Below are 18505 nucleotides of genomic sequence, written 5' to 3' on the forward strand. Positions count from 1 at the left end.
ATTAAACAATCTCTACAAACAAACCTTCTTCTGTTTTTGCAACTTTTGCAAGATTGTTTTTAGTTAGCTCTTTAATGGTTTTATCCCATTTTTTATTCGATAAACCAGACTTTCCTTTTAAATCGTTTAATTCTAATTTCTCAGCAGCTTTTAACGTTTTTAAAACTTCTTTTGCTTCATCACTAATTGCTAAAGCTTTTTTCTCAGGTCGCATTTGCGGAAAGAATAAAACTTCCTGTATACTTTGGTTATTGGTTAAAAACATGATTAATCTGTCCATACCAATTCCCATTCCAGAAGTTGGAGGCATACCATATTCTAAAGCACGTAAAAAGTCATGATCTATAAACTCGGTAGCTTCATCATCTCCTTTAGCTGCCAATTTTAATTGGTGTTCAAAACGTTCCCGTTGATCAATAGGATCATTCAATTCCGAATAGGCATTTGCTATTTCTTTTCCACAAACCATTAACTCGAAACGCTCGGTAAGTTCTGGGTTGTCTCTATGTTCTTTACATAACGGGCTCATCTCTTTTGGGTAGTCTGTAATAAAGGTTGGTTGAATGTAGTTTCCTTCACATTTTTCACCAAATATTTCATCAATAAGCTTTCCTTTACCCATGGTTGCATCTACAGCAATTCCCATGCCTTTTGCAGCCTCTCTAATTTCATCTTCTGTTTTTCCAGTAATATCAAAACCAGTAAAATGCTTAATAGAATCTGCCATAGTTACTCTAGCATAAGGCGCTTTAAAGTCTATTTCGTGTTCTCCAAAAGTAGCCTTAGAAGTTCCGTTAACAGCAACAGCACAGTGTTCTAATAATTGTTCACAAAAATCCATCATCCAATTGTAATCTTTATAAGACACATAAATTTCCATGGCTGTAAATTCTGGATTGTGCGTTCTGTCCATTCCTTCGTTTCTAAAGTTTTTAGAAAACTCATAGACACCGTCAAAACCACCTACAATAAGACGCTTTAAGTATAACTCGTTAGCAATTCGCATGTATAATGGAATATCTAAAGAATTGTGGTGTGTAGTAAAAGGTCTTGCTGCTGCTCCACCAGGAATTGGTTGTAAAATTGGCGTTTCTACTTCAAAATATCCAGCGTCATTAAAAAAACCACGCATGGCATTAAAAAGTTTGGTTCTTTTAACAAAAACTTCTTTTACTTTTGGGTTTACTACTAAATCGGCATAACGCTGTCTGTAACGTAATTCCGGATCATTAAATGCATCGTGTAAATTTCCTTCAGCATCTTCTTTTGGTAGTGGTAAGGGTTTTAAAGCTTTACTTAAAAGCGTAAAGTCTGTAACACGAACACTTTTCTGTCCCACTTTTGTGGTAAATAATTCGCCTTCAATACCAATAAAATCACCAATATCTAGAAGTTTTTTATATACATCATTGTACTTGCTTTTGTCTTCGCTAGTACAAATTTCGTCTCTATTAAAATACACTTGTATTCTACCTTCGCTATCTTGTAGTTCAGCAAAACTAGCATTACCTTGAATACGTCTAGACATTAAACGTCCTGCAATATTTACTTTTTCTCCTTCTTTAAATTCCTGTTTTATTTTACTAGTTAAGTGTGTTAAAGGATATAAATCTGCTGGATATGGGTTAATGCCTAAATCTCTTAATTTGGCTAACTTATCTCTTCGTACTAATTCTTGTTCAGATAACTGCGACATGTAATTTTTATATTTTTTAAGAAGCTACAAAGATACACTAAAGCTAGTAATTAGAAAACGCTTTTTTGGGCATTCTTTTTTCGAAATAAAAAAGCCGTGCTTTCACTAGTCGCTCTTTTCAAGGAGCTCCAACATGCGTTCAATCACTAATGCAAAGTGTAACAAAATATAAACCTTTGCGTCCAATAAATACATCAATCAATTAAATCAAAATCAATGAGTTTTTGGAGAGTCTTATTAGCTATTTTATGCCCACCATTATCTGTTATAGGTAAAGGTTGCGGATCTATATTAATTGTTTTTCTATTGTGGCTTTGTGGATGGGTTCCTGGAGTTATAGCTGCACTAGTTATTTTAAACAATCCGGAAAGATAAAATACGTATCTTTGTTTTGTAGAACTAAAATTTATACTATGAAACAATTTATACTAGCAATTGCCAGCGTTTTTTTATTAACCAGTTGTAATTTCACCGAAGAGATTAGCTTTAATCCAGATGGTTCTGGAGAATTTATTATGAGCTATGATATGAGTGAAGTCATGAAAACCATGGAAGAAATGGGAGGCGGTAAAAAAGACAATGGGAAAGAAAAAATGAAACTAGATAGTGTCATGTATTTTAAAGATATGCTAGTAGAAAAAGCAGATAGTATTGCTACTTTATCCCAAGAAGAACAAGATAAATTAAAATCTTTAGAGAGTATTGTTATTAAAATGAAAATGGATGAAGAAGAAGGGCTTTTTGATATGGGATTTGGTTCTACATTTACTAGTTTAAAAGAACTACCTGAGGCTTTAAAGAAAATTGAAGAAGCCAAAAAAATGAATTCTGAAAACAATGCACAAATGGGGAAAATGGGAGAAAGTGCTGTAGCAAAAGCATCTGAAGATATTTTTGAATATGTAGATTTTGCATATGACGGAAAAACGTTTTCTAGATCTATTAAAGAAGGTTTTCAACAATCGGAAGCAGATATAGAAGAGTTGAATGAAGAAATTGGCCAAATGGGAGATTCTAAAGAAATGTTTGAAGCCATGAGTTATACTTTGGTGTATAATTTTCCGAAGAAAATAAAATCGGTAACCAATAAAAATGCAGTGATAAGTAGCGATAAAAAATCGGTTTCTTTAAAAATGAATTTTATTGACATGATAAAGTCACCAGAAGCAATGACTTTAGATGTAGAATTAGAAGAGTAAAGCATTGAATAAAAATATAGAATTACAAGATTTAGGATTACAAGATTATAAAGATACTTGGGACTATCAAGAGTCTTTATTTAAATCGATAGTGGATGCTAAAATTAAAAATAGGAGAGAAGAATTAACTTTACCAACAAACAACTATTTTTTATTGGTAGAGCATCCTCATGTGTATACCTTAGGTAAAAGTGGCGACATGTCTAACCTGTTAGTAAACGAAAAACAACTTGCAGAAAAAGGAGCAAGTTTTTACAAAGTAAATAGAGGTGGCGATATTACTTATCATGGTCCAGGACAAATTGTAGGTTATCCTATTTTAGATTTAGATAACTTTTTTACAGACATTCATAAATACCTTCGTTTTTTAGAAGAAATGATTATTCTCACTTTAGCAGAATATGGTTTAAAAGCAGAACGAAGTCCAGGTGAAACCGGAGTTTGGCTAGATGTAGGAACTCCTTTTGCTAGAAAAATTTGTGCTATGGGAGTTCGTGCTTCTCGTTGGGTAACCATGCACGGATTTGCTTTAAATGTAAATGCAGATCTTGGTTATTTTGATAATATGATACCTTGTGGTATACGAGGAAAAGCCGTTACATCGTTACATGTAGAGCTTGGAGTAAAAGAAGTGAATGTTGCAGAAGTAAAAGAAAAATTACTGAAACATTTTACGGTACTTTTTGAAGCTGAGTTTATAAAACAAAAAACCGAAGTTTAAACTTCGGTTTTTGTTAAATATATTGGGGTTTTTAATTAACCTTCAGCATTAAAGAACACTTTGTAATAGTACATTTTTTTATCTTCGTCGTAACCACGTTCTAGATATTCTTCGGCAGCATCCGGAGCATCAATATCTAGTTTTATTTGAATATTTGTATCTAATTTTATATCTGTTTTAATTTTCTTTTTATCCTTTTTTACAACCGCTTCTGCTAAATCAAATTGGTTTCGTAGTAATACGTTTTGTTCGCCTTCATATTCCTTTTTAAAATCTTCAAAAAGCTGTATGTGGTTTTCGTCTTTAAAAACTTCTTCTTTAAAATTTTCAACGTTAATAATTTCGTTTTCTTTAAAATAGTCAATGGTTTTTGCAAGAAAGATGTTTCGTTCTTGTTCGCCAAAACTGGTTTTTAAAATTTCGGTAGAAAATTCACTACACATGTCTAAATAGTTATGTGTATGATTATTCATGTCATCTGCATATTTAATATTTAAGAACTTATCTAACCAATATTGCGCATCATAACTATTATTATCTACACTTAAAATAATATTGCCTTCCATGTCTGATTGGTTTAAAATAAGACAACCTTTATCTACTTTTTTAGAAGAAATTCCTTGTTGTACCAAAACATCATAACTATTGTTTTCTAAATAGGTTTGAAAGAAATTAGTTTTGTTTTCAATTTTAAAAATACCAATAGCATTGGTAACCATTTCTTTGTATTCTATACCTTCAAAAAGAGCAACCAAAACATCTCCAGTTTTTATTTGTGCAGAATCGCTTTGTTCGTATAAATGCTTTACAATATTTTTTGAAGTTTCAATAAAAGCATCATCATCGCTAAAAATATTTTTAGCATAGTTATTAATTTCATTTAGTGCTACATTAGAATGGTGGTTAAAACGATAACTCTGTACCACAGACCCAAAAGGTCTTAGTAAAAACGGAAGCATAAGCTCATAACTTTGTTCGTCAAAATGTACTTCTTTTTCTGAAAAAGCATTTTTTGTATCGTTATGTTTATTACCTACTTTATGAATAATAAACTTGGAAATAGTTGCAGTTTTACGTGTAATCATCTTGCTAATTTTAAGACTACAATACTAATCATTTTGTTATAAAAAAGGCATAAAAAAACCGAAGCATTTTACTTCGGTTTTTAATATATTGGTAATAAATATTAATATACAATTCCGTAATAATCGCAAACGGCATAGTAATCGTTTATGTCTACTCCTGCTTGGTTAAGCTCGTTGTATACTTGTTGTTTATTATTTCCTACTCTACCAGTTGTAGTACTTGTGGATTCAATGATAATAATTTTCACACTATCTATATCTCCTGCAGTTATAGTATAGTTGTTACCATCCCAATTCTCAAAGTCAATATAATAGGTGCCAACTGTTATAAATGGTCTAGTTACATAATCTGCAGCAACTCCACCTCCTGGCATTGGATAATCATATCCACTTGCCGTATGATAGCCTAAGATAACATCATCATTAAGTACATCTTGTGTAATTGCAGGTACAGTTAAAATAAATCTAGTCCCATCTAATGTAGATGTATCATAAGTAATAGTCTGTACATTGGCATTACCATCTGCACCATTTAAGCCATCTGTACCTGCAGGACCAGTTAATCCCACTGCACCATCCTCGCCATCTTCTGTAGAGCAAGAAAAACTAAAAGCTACTAAAAGGGCTAAAAGAAAATACTTTGTTTTTGAAATTGTTGTTTTTGAAAGTTTCATAATTTTTAAATTTATTGGATTAATATATGTTTGCTGTTTAATGTGATATTCTGTTTGAGGTTAACACCATTCTTAAAAAAAAAGCCGAAGAAACTTTCTCCGACCTTTAATCAAGCAGTTTCCTGCTTTGCTATAGTAACCCAAAAAAAACACTATAGTTCCATTTGTTTTTTAGCATGTATACTTTTTTATGTTTTATAAAGTGAAAGGTTAACAGAAAATAAAAAAGCTTCAGAAGTTTTTCTGAAGCTTTTTTGTTTGAAGACTACTTCAAATAAAATAAATAGATAATAGCAGGTCGTTTTTAGGGTAGATAAATTCGGTTGTATTTTGTTTAAAGATTTAATAATACACCAGCATTTATAACTACTTGGCTATAATTACTAGCAACAAATTTAGGCTCTAAATAGACTTTTAGCTTGTCTGTAAATTGGTAGGTTGCTCCAGCACCAATATTGCCTCCAATTGCACTGTCTGTAACTTGTTCTGTTTCATAGTCAAAAAAGGCATCATAATATGAGTTACCAGTTTTATAGCTGGAAAAGTTTACTCCAACTACTGGATATACTTTTAATTTGCTTTCAATAATATTAAAATAGTAATGCGCATTTACGTCACCAGCAAATAGACTTCTTTTGTAACCATAAACTTGATTTCCAAAAAAGTAAGAAGCACTTGGTGTAATAGCAATATTATCTGTGATATTAAATACACCTTTAAGTGTAACTCCTGGTCCAGAAATTTTTTCGTTATATCCTAATCCTCCACCAATAGCAATTTGTGCTTGCATTTGTGTGGCAAATAAAAAGATTAGTACGCATACGAATAGACTGTTTTTTGTTTTCATAATTGGGTTGTTTGTTAATTGTACATTTTTACTAATCTTCATTGTATTGAAGACGTTGTTTTTGTGAATTGTTTTTGTGAATTTCATTTAATACATGTTTTTTTGGGTTATAAGTATTAATGTGTATCGCTATAAGAGGTTAACATTTTTACATCATTTTTTTATAATCACTACCATTAATAGTTAGATTGCTTTTTTCTAGCGCAATACATTTCATAACCATATTTTGATCTTTTCTTTTGCTAGTATCTGTTATATTCATTTCCATGGTTAATCCATTAATCATAGACATCCAAGATTGATTTAACCCTTTTTTTACTTTTGCTTGATAAAATGCTTTCGAAAAAGTAACGCCAGCATCTTGTGTAACCCAAACGTTTCCATTGTAATCTTTACCTTCTACTTTATATTCATGGCAAGTAAAATTTAAGATGTTTTTTGTTTTACCTGTAGGTGTAATTTTTACATCTTGCTCTTGCATTGCATCTTCTGTCATACTATCTAAATCTATTGGTATAGACATTTGTGTTTTTTGGTTATTTATTTCCATAAACATCGTTGCTTTTTTAGTAGAGATGTCCATGACAGTAATCATTTTAGTAATATTATTTCCTAAATCCATACTAGTGCCAATATAATTAGCATCATTATTTAAAAAATAGTTGATATTCGTATTGTGTTTATTACTTTGAATTTGCATTACAAACTTGTGTGTAAACGTATACGTTTTTTGAATGGCTGAAGTACTATTAACTTGTCGTTGTTCTCTTGTAGTTTTGCCTGCTTTTTTTTCTAAAGTATGCGCCTCAGCTCGTTCTGCTACGTTACCTAATTCTTTTAAAAGTTGCGTTTGTGTGTTTGTGGTGACACAAAACGATAGCATTATTAGTGATAATTTAAAAAATTTCATGATTATATGTTTTTAGATTTCGCTCTTTTAATAGCAAAGTTTATCAGAGGTTAACATGGGATATAAAAAATAAAGGAGAAGAGATATCTGTTAGAAAACTAAAGAGTTATGTCAAAAAAAGTTAATTTAGCAGTAGTGTGTTAACCTTTAATACTTAGTTACATTAAATGCATAGAGTACAAGAGAATATTACTATTGAAGATTTAAAACAGGGCTCCGATATATTGTTTAGAAAAATATATGAAGACAACAGAGATAAGTTTTTAAATTTTGCTAGAAAGTATAACTTATCTCAAGAAGATAATATAGACATCTACCAAGATGCATACATTGTCTTTTATAATAATGTTATGCAAGGTAAAGTACAAGAGTTTACAAGCAGTATTTCTACCTATTTATTTAGCATTGGGAAGTATTTAATTTATGATAAAATGAAGAAAAACAATAAGACAATTAATCCCGATTTTGATTTGTCTATTGTTAGAGAAAAGGAAGAACTTATAGATTCCGAATTAGAAATGGACTCGCAAGAACTTACTACAGAACAAGTTTTATTAAAAAAGTATTTTGTTACTCTTGGAAAGAAATGTCAAGAATTATTAACCTTATTTTATTATAGAGGTTTTACTATTAAAGACATTATTGAAGCTGGAGATTACACTAGTGAAAACGTAGTGAAAAGTGCAAAGTCCAGATGTATGAAAACCCTAAAAGATAGAATTAACGCAAAAGATTATTAGCAATGAAAAATCAAGACCTTCTATATCATTATTTTTCTAACAGTTTAACTGCAGAGCAGGAAAAGACGTTTGAAAATTTATTAGAAAATGATACCGAATTTAAAACACAATTTTTATTTGAACAAAACTTAAAAGAAGTAATTAAAAGTAATGAAATAGATACTTTAAAAACAAAACTTCAAGGGTTTGAAAATGATTTATCTACAACCGAAACCACAAGAATTGAATTTTTTGATAGCGAAACATCGAAAAGAATAAAACCAATTTTTAATTATAAAAATTTTGCCATTGCTGCGTCAATAGCCTTGTTAATGGGATGGTTTGGTTATCATTCGTTTTTTGGTACAGACTATACAACTATGTATAATACTAATTTTAGTGCGTATCCAAATACAGTATATACTATTACTAGAGGAGATACCGAAAATACTTTAGAGCGTGAAGCTTTTGTTGCTTATGAAAGTAAAGATTATAAAAGTGCTATTGAAAAATTAGATGCAATTCCTGCTGATGCTAAAAAGGATTATTTTAACTTCTATAAAGGACAGGCGTATTTAAATTTAGAAGATCTAGTAAATGCAAAAACATTTTTTACGCTTGTTGTACAAGATAACAAAAGCTTCGTTGGTGAATCTACATGGTATTTGGCATTAATTTCTTTAAAAGAAGAAAATAAAGCAGAAGCTGTTAAGTACTTAGAAAATCTTATTACTAATTTTAACTATAATAAAGAAAAGGCACAAGCACTTTTAAAAGACCTTAAATAATAGTATCACTTCGAGTGATTGCAATTTTTTATTGCAATTGTATCGAGAAGTTGTAACAAAAAAGGATTTTGGTTATGGTTTGTAAACTTTATCATTCCACACTGTATACGGTATACATAACTTTATATTTTTGATTTTGTACGTTTTCTAAATATTCCACCTGCTATAATAAAAACAATTCCACCTAAAATATACCATATCAAATTACTACTAGAAGCTAAAGCGGTTGTGTTTCCAGAAATTACAAATCCAGACCAATAATATGGATGTATTAAAGCATTCTGTTTATTAGTGTTTAAAAAAGCGATTTGTGCTTTTTGTAAAGCGCTATTTTTAGGTTCTTTTTTAGATAGGTTTTTATAAAAAGAATCCATAATCTTTAGTGCAGAAGCATCGTTAATTTTCCATAAAGTACTAGAGATGCTTGATGCTCCACTAAAATAAAATCCGCGAGCAAGACTCATAAAACCTTCACCACGTTTCAAGTTTCCAATACCACTTTCGCAAGCACTTAAAGTTACTAAATTGGTGTTCAGGTTTAAATTATACAAATCGCTTACATATAATAAGTTATTATTGGTTGCATTTGGTTGAAATGCTAAATAAGAATATTCTGGAGTTTCATCATCTAAAATAGCATGTGTTGCAAAATGAAGAATGCCGTATTTGCTGCTTTCGGTATTAAAATTTTCGAGTGTAGCTTGGTTGCTAGTTAATGTTTTTCCTTTAAAATAATTTAAAATATCTGTTGCTTCTGCAGTATTGTTGGGTAATGGTAATAAGGTAGAAGAAGCATTACTAAAACTAGGAGCAAAGGCAAGGACTTCATTGTTTACCACTTCTTTTTCGATAAGCTGTTTTAGTAAAGTAGCAGAATTAGCATAACTAATGGCATGGTCTTCTACTAAATATTTGTTCTTTGTTGTATCTGTATTTAGACTGGAAAACGGAATGTAATTCAATAAACCGTCTGCTACAATGATTATGTTTTTAGGATTTATATTTGCCAAACTCGGAGCAACTAATTTTTCATATAAAGTATATGTTTTGCTATTTAAGGTTTTTAAATTTGACTTCGGATTGTTAAGCATTTGGTAGATGCCAATAATCTCGTCTTCTAAATTGGTGTATATTTTATGACGCTGAATGGTTTTTGAGCTCTTGGTAATCGCAATGGTATAAATAACATGGTTTCCATAAAAATAGGAAAGCAATACATCATCTGGTTTTAATAGATCTTGCACTTGATCTGCAGAAATAACTTCCGAATTATACTTTAAATTAAAATAACTTTTGTAGTTGGTTTCAATGGTAGTTATTAAATCTCTGTATTCGTTTTTTAATTGAAATAATTGCTCTTGTAATAAATCATTAGCAGATCTATTGATCTGTTTTTCGGTATGATTTATTTTAGATTTTAATACTTGCTCTTGCTCAATAATTTCTTTTGGAATATTTGCAAAAGTTGTTGCTTTAGTGCTTAAAAGTGCTTCTAGTAAAAGTGCGGATTTACTTTTTTCAGAATAAAAGAAAGCCTTATCTATTAGCGAATCTTGCTTCGTTTTTTGATATAGGTTATAGGTTGCTTCTAACCCAGACTCGAAAATAGGAAAAGCTTCCTCCATTAAAAACAGTTTGTCTGTGTTGTTTTTAAAACTTGGTTTTAATAGGTCTAAGGTTTGTATGGCTTCATTTACAGTTTCTAAACTTCCGGAAGGATTGACTAGTGCATTTAAAATTTCAGCTTTATTCTTTAATATTTTTAAAAGAGTAGTTTGATTAATAGTGGAAGGATTTTCGTTGATTGAAAATTGCTGCAATGCAAGATTATAATTTTCTAAAGCTTTTTCTGGCTGATTAAATTTTGCATGTAGCAAACCTAAGTTGTTATACGCTTCTGCAATAGTATTATGAGGTTGGTTTAGCCATTTTTGCTTTATAAGTTCTAAAGCTCTTTGGAGTTCTTTTTCTGCTTCTAGATAGTTGTTTTCTGCTTGTAGAATTTTGGCCTTTGCTTCGTGAAAAACATTCCATCTTGGGTGATTTTCAGAAAGATTATCTTGCATGATTTTTAGGTAGTAAGTAGAACTATCTATTTTTTTTGTAGTCAAATAATTTTCTAGTAAGTGGTTTGCTTCGGTAATGATACTGCTAGAGTTTCCGTTATTGTTCAAGTTGAACGCTAGCGATTTTTTAAAGTAGGAATTAGATAAGGTATATTGTTTTTGACTTTTTAAAACTTCGGCTAGTAAACTATAGTTTCTATTAATTTTATAAAGATCATTTGCTTTTTTTGTTTCTAATATATGAATATTCTTTGTATAGTATTCTTTTGCTAAATCATACTTGCCATCATTAAAATACATTTTGGCTATAAAACTATAGGCGCTGGTTAATAGGTTAAGATCATTAGTGTTTACTTTGTTTGCTTCTAGTCGTTCTATTGTATTAATAATTGTTTCAAATAGTTTTATGGATTTTTCATAATCATTTAGAGTATAGTAGTATATGGCTTTGTCAAAATTTATAGAATTTATATAGAATAAATCGTTGCCTGTTTCTATTAGTTTGTCTTTGTTTTTTAAAACAATAGAATCTAGTTGTTTAAAATTAACTTTCATTTTCTCTAAATCGTGAAAATGGGCAGCGCTTTTATTGTAAGCATTAATGCTGTTAATTAATGTTTCAAAGTCGTTTTGTTTAAAAGCTTCTGCGTTAATTTTATTAAAATAGTAGTATGCAGAATCTTTATTAGAGTAAACATATGTGTACGCTTTTGTGTATAGTGAATATATATTACTTGAGTATATGGAGTCGTTAGTGTTTTGACTAAAAGAAGTATTAATAGAAATAAAAATAACTAACAGAAACAGTTTGATTTTCATAAAAAAAGTCTTCAAATTTAATTGAAGACTAATTTACAAATATTTAAAGTATTAATAGACTGATATTTATTAATCTGGGTTACCAAAATAACCTAGAAAAGAATAGCTGCCGTTTTCTGTTTGAACGTTTATCATTGCCTCTCCAATAAAACCATCTTGTCCTAGTTGGAAAGGTTGATACATTCCTGTATTGTTTGTATCTGGTATGGTGCTTATTAACGAATTTGGGGTTGTGTTTACCAAAGTCTCTTCATCTTCTGTAGAAGTTATATTTAAACTCATTTGATTGGTTCCTGGCTGTAAAGCAATCGCACCAATGGTATTATTTATAATTAAACATAGACAAGGTGAAGGTGGTGGGAGTGGAGGAATAGGATTAATAATTAAAAATGCCTCTGTAGGGCTTACAATGGTGTCCGATTCCATGTCATTGGTTTCAATAGTAGCATATGCTTCCGCTATATGGTTTTGGGTAATGTCATAAGCGGGATCCGAATCTGGAATTTGTTGCCAAACAGCAATACTGTCATTTAGTCTGGTGTTTTCACTTTCTAAATAGTATTTACGTAAGTCGCCTTCGTAAATATAGTTGGTAGAAGTAAATAACGGATCTTCTTCGTTTTGTGGAAAGATGTCATCTTCGTCACAACTAATGTTGGAGAACATAATAAAGGATAATAGTACTAGTACTACATAACGTGTTTTCATAATTTTAAATGTTTTTTGGGTTACACTGTAGCTAGTTAATAGTAAGGAGATGCTAAAGTTAACATTTTCTCAAAAGAAACATAAAAAAAAACGGGTTATTTTGTTTAACTGTTTGACGTTTAGTTTATTTGGTAAATAAGGATAGCGTCGTTTTCTCCTTTGGTAACAAACTCTAGATTTCGGTCTTTATCTAAATTATCTAAAGCAATTGCAGAGTTTCCATATACTGGGAAATTGTTTTGTAGTTTACCATTGCTATCATATAAGTACACTTTTTGCGTTTGCAGGTCTGTTGCAGAAACATAAATCTTATCGTTTATATGAAAAAGTTTTGGGGTGTCATAATTACCAAAATCTAAATCTAAAGTTTTACTTTTTATAGTTAACTTGTTTTCAGATTGTGCGACTAATGTTTTTGTAGTAGTTGCTAAATGGTGTTTACTACCAAGATTTAGGTCTTGCTCATTGCTAGTACCATTGGTATTAAAACTCACCAATTTTCCATCTTTGGTTGTGGTTGTAAATTTGTTATAATAAAGGTATAACGCTTGATTAGAAAAAGAGTACTTGCTTTTTGGAGTTACTCTTGTTTTTCCTATTCTGTCTAAAATATATAACCTATTGTCTGTTTTAAAGGTTAAGTAGTCTTTACGTCCTATTCTAAAATGTTGTGGTTGGTGATTAATGGTGCTTTCTGCAGATTTAAATGTAAACCCTTTTACTGTTTTTCCTTTGGCATCATACATTAATATATTTTTTCCTTGGGTTACTACTAGTCTGTATTTTTTATTGTTATCATAATCGAAAACCGAAAGTGGTTGTGTAATTACATCATTAAACTTTAAAGGAAAAGGAGCGACGTTTTTTCCTGTTCTATCTAAAACATAAACGCGATTTGGAGTTGCAAATACTAATTGCAACCTTCCGTTTTTGTACATGTCTATTTGTTGTACTTTACCTAAAATAGGACCTTGAAGTTGCTTTTTCCAAAGCACTTTTCCTCGATTAGAAATTAAATATAGAGTGTTATTTATGTCTTGAACTACAATATCTTTTTGTTTGTTAATATGATTGTCTACTAGTTGTGGATTATTTAATAAGTCGGCATCTAATTTTATATTGTATAATTCAGTAACCGAATTTTCTCTAACCGTTATTTTGTTCTTTTTAATAATAGCATTAACATGTGCAAAATTGGTGTCGTATACAAATTGTAAAGCAGAAGTTTTATAATCACCTAATTTTAGATTTAGATCTTTTTCAAGATTGTTTTCTAAAATATTTTTTAAAGCAGAAGGATTAGCAACCATAAGTAAAGATGAAGCATTAGTAAGCTGTTCTTTAGTGTTTTTGTAATATGCTTTTTCGTTGTATGTTGTCTTGTTTTGATGGTTGACAATTATATTTTCTAAAGCTTCTTTGGTACTTGTAAAAAGAAAGTAGTCGTTTATATTGGCATAAAAATTCGCGTTTTTAAAAGTAATTAATGGCGAAAAGGTATTGCTAAATAAGGCTGTTTTGCTAAAATCGTAAATGTTTGTTTGTCTAAACGTTTCTACTAAATTTTGATCGTTAAGTAAAGCGTCTTTGGTAGCTATAACATCTAATGAGTTTAAAAATACAGCTTGGTTTTTTCCTTCGTAAATAACACCAACTTCAATAATATTATCAAAAAGGGATGTTTCTGTTGCTAGTGTATCTACTTTGTTGTATTGTTTTAAATTTTTATTTAGAATAGAAAAATCGTTAAATGTAAAGCTCATAAAACCATCTGCATTACTTGGAGTAAGGTTTGCAGTTTTATTTTCTTTAGCAATGGTGTTTTTAAAAATGTTAATTAGGTGCTTTGTGGAGTCTGTTGCTTTGGTAATGCCGTTTAAAATAATTGCATCTTGATTTATATCTGCATCAACAAGCGTGTAGTTTGTAAAGTTTTTAAAAAGAATTTTGTCGTTAATAAAAACAGATTGTATTGGTGGTTTGTGGCTATTGTTTACTAGAATAGAAAAAGGTTTTTTAGTATCACCTATTTTTAAAATCGTTTTTAATTCATCGTCTTTATTTGTCGTCATTAACGAAGCTTCTAGAATATCTTTGCTAGAGGAAGCTACAAAAACACTATCAATAACAGTGTTGTAGGTAACACTTTTGTCTATTTGTGTTTTGTGAATGGATAGGTTTTCAAAAAGATATGCTTCAATACTAATATTTGGAAGGGAATCTATTGCAAATAAATCTGGTGTTTGTTTCGTGATAACGGTGTATTGCAAACTGTCTTTTTCATCATAATTAAAACAAATTAAAAGCGGATTTACGGTATTTAAATATTTTAGATTTTGAATTTTTTTTGTTAGGTCAGTATAGGATTTACTTTTATTTAACCCTTCTAAAAAATCATTATTATTGAAATTGCTTTTTAAACTTTCTAAATTGTTTACTTGAATAATTACCGAAGCGTTTTCTGGAATATAATCTGTAGTGTTTATGTGCTTATTTTTTGTATTACAACTAATAAGTAAAAGGCTAAGAAGGAAAAAACTCCAAATTTTGTTCATATAATAAAGGGATTTTTACAAATATAAGAAGTGTGATTAAGTATTTAATGTTATAAGTGTACTAAAGTATGTAAAGTTGTATGCTTCAAAAATTTTACATGTTAAAAGTATATAGGTTAAAGGTAATAAGATCCAAATATGGGGTTTTATTTACTAAATGTAACGAGCAATTCATATTTCTAAACGTAATTGTTCTGGTAATAGTCTAAAGGATTTTCTATGGTATTTGGTTATTCCATACTTTCTTATGGCTTCTCTGTGCTCTTTTGTAGGGTATCCTTTGTTTTGTTTCCAATTGTACATCGGAAATTCTTCATGAATTTTATGCATATACGCATCTCTATATGTTTTTGCTAATACCGAAGCGGCAGCAATACTTAAAAATTTACCGTCTCCTTTAATAATAGTTTCATGCGGTATATCATTAAAAGGCTTAAACTTATTCCCATCTACAATGATAAAATTGGGCTTTTGTTTTAAACTAGCAATAGATTTATGCATAGCTAATATAGAAGCATTTAGAATGTTTATTTCGTCAATCTCATCTTCAAAAACATGTGCAAAACCAAAACAAATGGACTCTGTCTCTATGATTGGTTGTAATAAATCTCGTTTTTTTTCGCTTAGTTGTTTCGAATCGTTAAGCAGTTTGTTTTTAAAATTATCAGGTAAAATTACTGCAGCAGCAGTTACTGGACCAGCTAAACACCCTCTTCCAGCTTCGTCTGTACCGCATTCAAATTTAACATTCGAGTAGTTTAATTTTAGCATTTAAGTAATTGTTAAGAATAACACGTTGTTATAAATTGTATAATTGTAATTAATACCTATTAGATATTTGCTATTTTTGGCAAAAAAAAGACAAGTCGGCTTTAGGTTGTTGCAAGGTCTAAAAAATAATTATGAAGCAAAAAATTCTGATATTCTTTTTATTAAGTGTTTTTCATTTTGGGCATGCGCAAGTATTACCTAAAAAAAAATTAGATAAAACCGAAATTAATGAAACTAATCAAATTAATACGATTAGTGATTCTTCTTCAACCAGAGCGAATAGAGAATCTAGTACAGATAACACTAAAGACCCAATAGCAAAAATACAAGACTACTTAATAATCTCTCACAAAAGAGATACAGTGCACGTAGATACAACTCTAACTATAAAAAAGGAATATAAATTTAATTACTTACGAAAAGATAATTTTGAGTTACTGCCATTCTCTAACGTTGGTCAAACCTATAATAAACTTGCATATAATTTTAATAGTGATAAACTCATGCCCTTGTTTGGTGCCAGAGCAAGACACTTTAATTATATGGAAATTGAAGATATAAACTACTATCGTGTTCCAACACCATTAACAGAGCTGTATTACAAAACCGCTTTTTCACAAGGACAGCAAGTAGATGCTTTTTTTACCGTCAATACATCGCCTCAATTAAATTTTTCTATAGCATATAAAGGTTTACGGTCCTTAGGGAAATACCAGCATATTTTAACTAGTACCGGAAATTTTAGATTTACAACAAGCTACAATACTAAAAATAAACGGTATACAGCTAATGCACACTTTGTAGCTCAAGATTTGCTAAATGAAGAAAACGGAGGATTAAAAGATGATAATATTATTTTCTTCGAGTCTGGAGATCCCGAATTTAAAGATCGAGGTGTTTTAGAAGTTAATTTTGAAGATGCCGAAAGCATTTTAAAAGGCAAACGTTTTCATTTAGATCATCAATACAATTTAATACAACCAAAAGATTCTATAACATCAAATACTGTGTCTATTGGTCATATTATTTCTTTTGAAGATAAATTTTTTCAGTTTGAACAGGATGATGAAACCGATTATTTTGGTGAATCCTTCCGATCCAGTGATTTAAAAAAACAAGTGAAACTAGAAAATTTTTATAACCAACTACACGTAAATTATACCAATAAAACGCTTGGAGCCTTACAATTTAACATTAGTCATAACGATTATAATTATGGATATGATAATTTGGTGGTTCTTAACGGAAACACCATAACGAATCGATTAAAAGGACAAGTGCTAGCCATAGGTGGATCCTATAATAAAAAGTTTGAAAAATTTCAATTAGAAGGAGAAATAGGAGCAAACATAGCAGGAGATTTTAATGGTAACTTTTTAACAGCAAAAGCAACATACCCAATAAACCAAGATGCTGTGGTAAGTGCTAAAATTAATACAAACTCTAAAGCGCCTAATTTTAACTTTCAATTATTTCAAAACGATTATATTAACTACAATTGGGAAAACAATTTTAATAACACTAAAACGCAAGAAATAGAATTGCAATTACAGTCTAATAAAATTGCAGATGTTACTTTGAGTTTTTCAAATATAGACGACTACACTTATTTTAAAAGTAATCCAACCGATAGCCTAATAAAACCTTACCAAAATAATGCAACAATAAACTACTTTAAACTAAAAGTAGAAAAAGATATTAAGTATAAAAACCTAGGTTTATACAATACCATATTATATCAAAACGTAAAAGACGAAAATAATACTTTAAACGTGCCAGAATTCGTAATGCGTAATACATTATACTATTCTAATACATTCTTTAATAACGAGCTTTTTTTACAAACCGGAATCACATTTAGCTATTTTACTAAATACTATATGAATGGATATGATCCCGTTTTAGCAGAACTCTATGTGCAAGACCAAAAAGAATATGGAGCATTTCCAAGATTAGACTTCTTTATCAATGCCAAAATCCGTCAAGCAAGAATCTATTTAAAAGCAGAACACTTTAATTCCGCATGGACAGGCTACGACTATTACTCCGCGCCAAACTATCCTTATAGAGATTTTGCTGTGCGTTTCGGTGTTGTTTGGAACTTCTTTTTATAACTATTATAGCGTTCCGCTACTTATCCTATGGGCTAAGTATCGTCAGGCTCTCCGCTATATCTTTTTGTTGCTTGTTAGTATTTCAATAATCCATCCTACTATTTTCTAGTTATTTTTTAAAATAATTGGTATTGTATTAGTATAGCAAAAAGGATGTCGCTTCTATCCTTAACGCGATATTGGAGTTCGGTTAGAATATTAGACAAAAAAAGTTTATTTATAAAGTATTGAGAATAAGCTTCTAAAAGGGGTTAGGAAAAATAATTAAAAAAAAGCTTAAAAAAGTTATTGTTGTAAAGAAAAAGGTGTCTATATTTGCACCCCGCTACGGAAATAGAGATATTAAAAATAGCGATAAAAAAGTTCTATTACATACACTATTATATTAGAGAGAAATAAATTTCAATTTATTTTCAAAAAAGGTTGTGTAGTTAGAAAAAGGGTTTTATATTTGCACCCGCTAAGCGCTAAAGCGTTTAGTAAACGATAAAAAAGTTCATAGACATATTGAATTGACAGCGTAAGATTAGATTGGAAACGATTTAATTAAACAAAGAGAATAAACCATTTTGAGTACTAGAAATTCCAAGTAATTGTTAAGCATATTAGTCGCAAGACTTAAAAATTTAACGATGAAGAGTTTGATCCTGGCTCAGGATGAACGCTAGCGGCAGGCCTAACACATGCAAGTCGAGGGGTAACATTGGAGCTTGCTTCAGATGACGACCGGCGCACGGGTGCGTAACGCGTATAGAATCTACCTTATACTGAGGGATAGCCTTTGGAAACGAAGATTAATACCTCATAGTATATTTACTCGGCATCGAGAAGAT

Annotated in this window: 15 protein-coding genes and 1 rRNA gene (1 of these 16 only partly in view); 7 read left to right on the forward strand and 9 right to left on the reverse strand. The window is 30.3% G+C overall.

Annotation, left to right across the window (positions count from 1 at the left end; all coding sequences use genetic code 11):
- Position 1 precedes the first annotated feature (1 nt).
- Positions 2–1696, reverse strand: a complete 1695-nt coding sequence (gene lysS / locus ACVC3Y_RS10080; protein ID WP_452226796.1) for a lysine--tRNA ligase — start codon at positions 1694–1696, stop codon at positions 2–4.
- Between the two features lie 216 nt (positions 1697–1912).
- On the opposite strand from lysS, the gene ACVC3Y_RS10085 reads away from it, so the two are divergent.
- Genes ACVC3Y_RS10085 through lipB form a run of 3 tightly spaced genes read left to right on the forward strand, consistent with a single transcriptional unit; the run spans position 1913 to position 3616 of the window.
- Positions 1913–2071: a YqaE/Pmp3 family membrane protein gene (locus tag ACVC3Y_RS10085; protein WP_303421848.1), complete on the forward strand. Its 159-nt coding sequence runs from the start codon at positions 1913–1915 to the stop codon at positions 2069–2071.
- Between the two features lie 38 nt (positions 2072–2109).
- Complete coding sequence (locus tag ACVC3Y_RS10090; protein ID WP_303421847.1) at positions 2110–2895, forward strand: hypothetical protein; 786 nt, start codon at positions 2110–2112, stop codon at positions 2893–2895.
- Positions 2896–2899: 4 nt separating this feature from the next.
- Positions 2900–3616, forward strand: coding sequence for a lipoyl(octanoyl) transferase LipB (lipB, locus tag ACVC3Y_RS10095; protein WP_303421846.1), 717 nt, complete (start codon positions 2900–2902; stop codon positions 3614–3616).
- A gap of 35 nt (positions 3617–3651) precedes the next feature.
- Here lipB and ACVC3Y_RS10100 read toward each other — a convergent pair whose 3' ends face one another.
- From ACVC3Y_RS10100 to ACVC3Y_RS10115, 4 genes are all read right to left on the reverse strand, one after another.
- Positions 3652–4701 (reverse strand): nucleoid-associated protein, encoded by a 1050-nt coding sequence (locus tag ACVC3Y_RS10100; protein ID WP_303421845.1) that lies wholly within the window; start codon positions 4699–4701, stop codon positions 3652–3654.
- A gap of 101 nt (positions 4702–4802) precedes the next feature.
- Positions 4803–5375 (reverse strand): hypothetical protein, encoded by a 573-nt coding sequence (locus ACVC3Y_RS10105; RefSeq protein WP_452226797.1) that lies wholly within the window; start codon positions 5373–5375, stop codon positions 4803–4805.
- A gap of 334 nt (positions 5376–5709) precedes the next feature.
- Positions 5710–6309, reverse strand: coding sequence for an outer membrane beta-barrel protein (locus ACVC3Y_RS10110; protein ID WP_303421843.1), 600 nt, complete (start codon positions 6307–6309; stop codon positions 5710–5712).
- Positions 6310–6370: 61 nt separating this feature from the next.
- Positions 6371–7132 carry a DUF4412 domain-containing protein gene (locus ACVC3Y_RS10115; RefSeq protein WP_303421842.1) on the reverse strand — a complete coding sequence of 254 codons (762 nt, stop codon included), beginning with the start codon at positions 7130–7132 and terminating at the stop codon, positions 6371–6373.
- A gap of 167 nt (positions 7133–7299) precedes the next feature.
- On the opposite strand from ACVC3Y_RS10115, the gene ACVC3Y_RS10120 reads away from it, so the two are divergent.
- Together ACVC3Y_RS10120 and ACVC3Y_RS10125 are read left to right on the forward strand one after the other, a co-directional pair.
- On the forward strand, positions 7300–7872 hold the full coding sequence (locus tag ACVC3Y_RS10120) for a sigma-70 family RNA polymerase sigma factor (protein ID WP_303421841.1): 573 nt from the start codon (positions 7300–7302) through the stop codon (positions 7870–7872).
- Between the two features lie 2 nt (positions 7873–7874).
- Positions 7875–8639: a tetratricopeptide repeat protein gene (locus ACVC3Y_RS10125; protein WP_452226798.1), complete on the forward strand. Its 765-nt coding sequence runs from the start codon at positions 7875–7877 to the stop codon at positions 8637–8639.
- A gap of 122 nt (positions 8640–8761) precedes the next feature.
- On the opposite strand, the gene ACVC3Y_RS10130 is transcribed toward ACVC3Y_RS10125, so the two are convergent.
- The 4 genes from ACVC3Y_RS10130 to ACVC3Y_RS10145 all read right to left on the reverse strand — a co-directional run bounded on the left by ACVC3Y_RS10130 (position 8762) and on the right by ACVC3Y_RS10145 (position 15558).
- Entirely contained in the window at positions 8762–11524 is a 2763-nt protein-coding gene (locus tag ACVC3Y_RS10130) for a CHAT domain-containing protein (protein ID WP_452226799.1), read from the reverse strand.
- Between the two features lie 69 nt (positions 11525–11593).
- Positions 11594–12232 (reverse strand): hypothetical protein, encoded by a 639-nt coding sequence (locus tag ACVC3Y_RS10135; RefSeq protein ID WP_452226800.1) that lies wholly within the window; start codon positions 12230–12232, stop codon positions 11594–11596.
- A gap of 119 nt (positions 12233–12351) precedes the next feature.
- On the reverse strand, positions 12352–14787 hold the full coding sequence (locus ACVC3Y_RS10140; RefSeq protein WP_452226801.1) for a ribonuclease HII: 2436 nt from the start codon (positions 14785–14787) through the stop codon (positions 12352–12354).
- A gap of 171 nt (positions 14788–14958) precedes the next feature.
- Positions 14959–15558: a ribonuclease HII gene (locus ACVC3Y_RS10145; protein ID WP_303421836.1), complete on the reverse strand. Its 600-nt coding sequence runs from the start codon at positions 15556–15558 to the stop codon at positions 14959–14961.
- Between the two features lie 131 nt (positions 15559–15689).
- Between ACVC3Y_RS10145 and ACVC3Y_RS10150 the strand changes: the two genes are divergently transcribed.
- Both ACVC3Y_RS10150 and ACVC3Y_RS10155 read left to right on the forward strand, forming a co-directional pair.
- Positions 15690–17672 (forward strand): putative porin, encoded by a 1983-nt coding sequence (locus tag ACVC3Y_RS10150; protein WP_452226802.1) that lies wholly within the window; start codon positions 15690–15692, stop codon positions 17670–17672.
- 629 nt (positions 17673–18301) lie between these two features.
- Positions 18302–18505 (forward strand): 16S ribosomal RNA (locus ACVC3Y_RS10155); it runs 1316 nt beyond the window's last position.

The organism is Lacinutrix cladophorae (genome assembly GCF_053604645.1).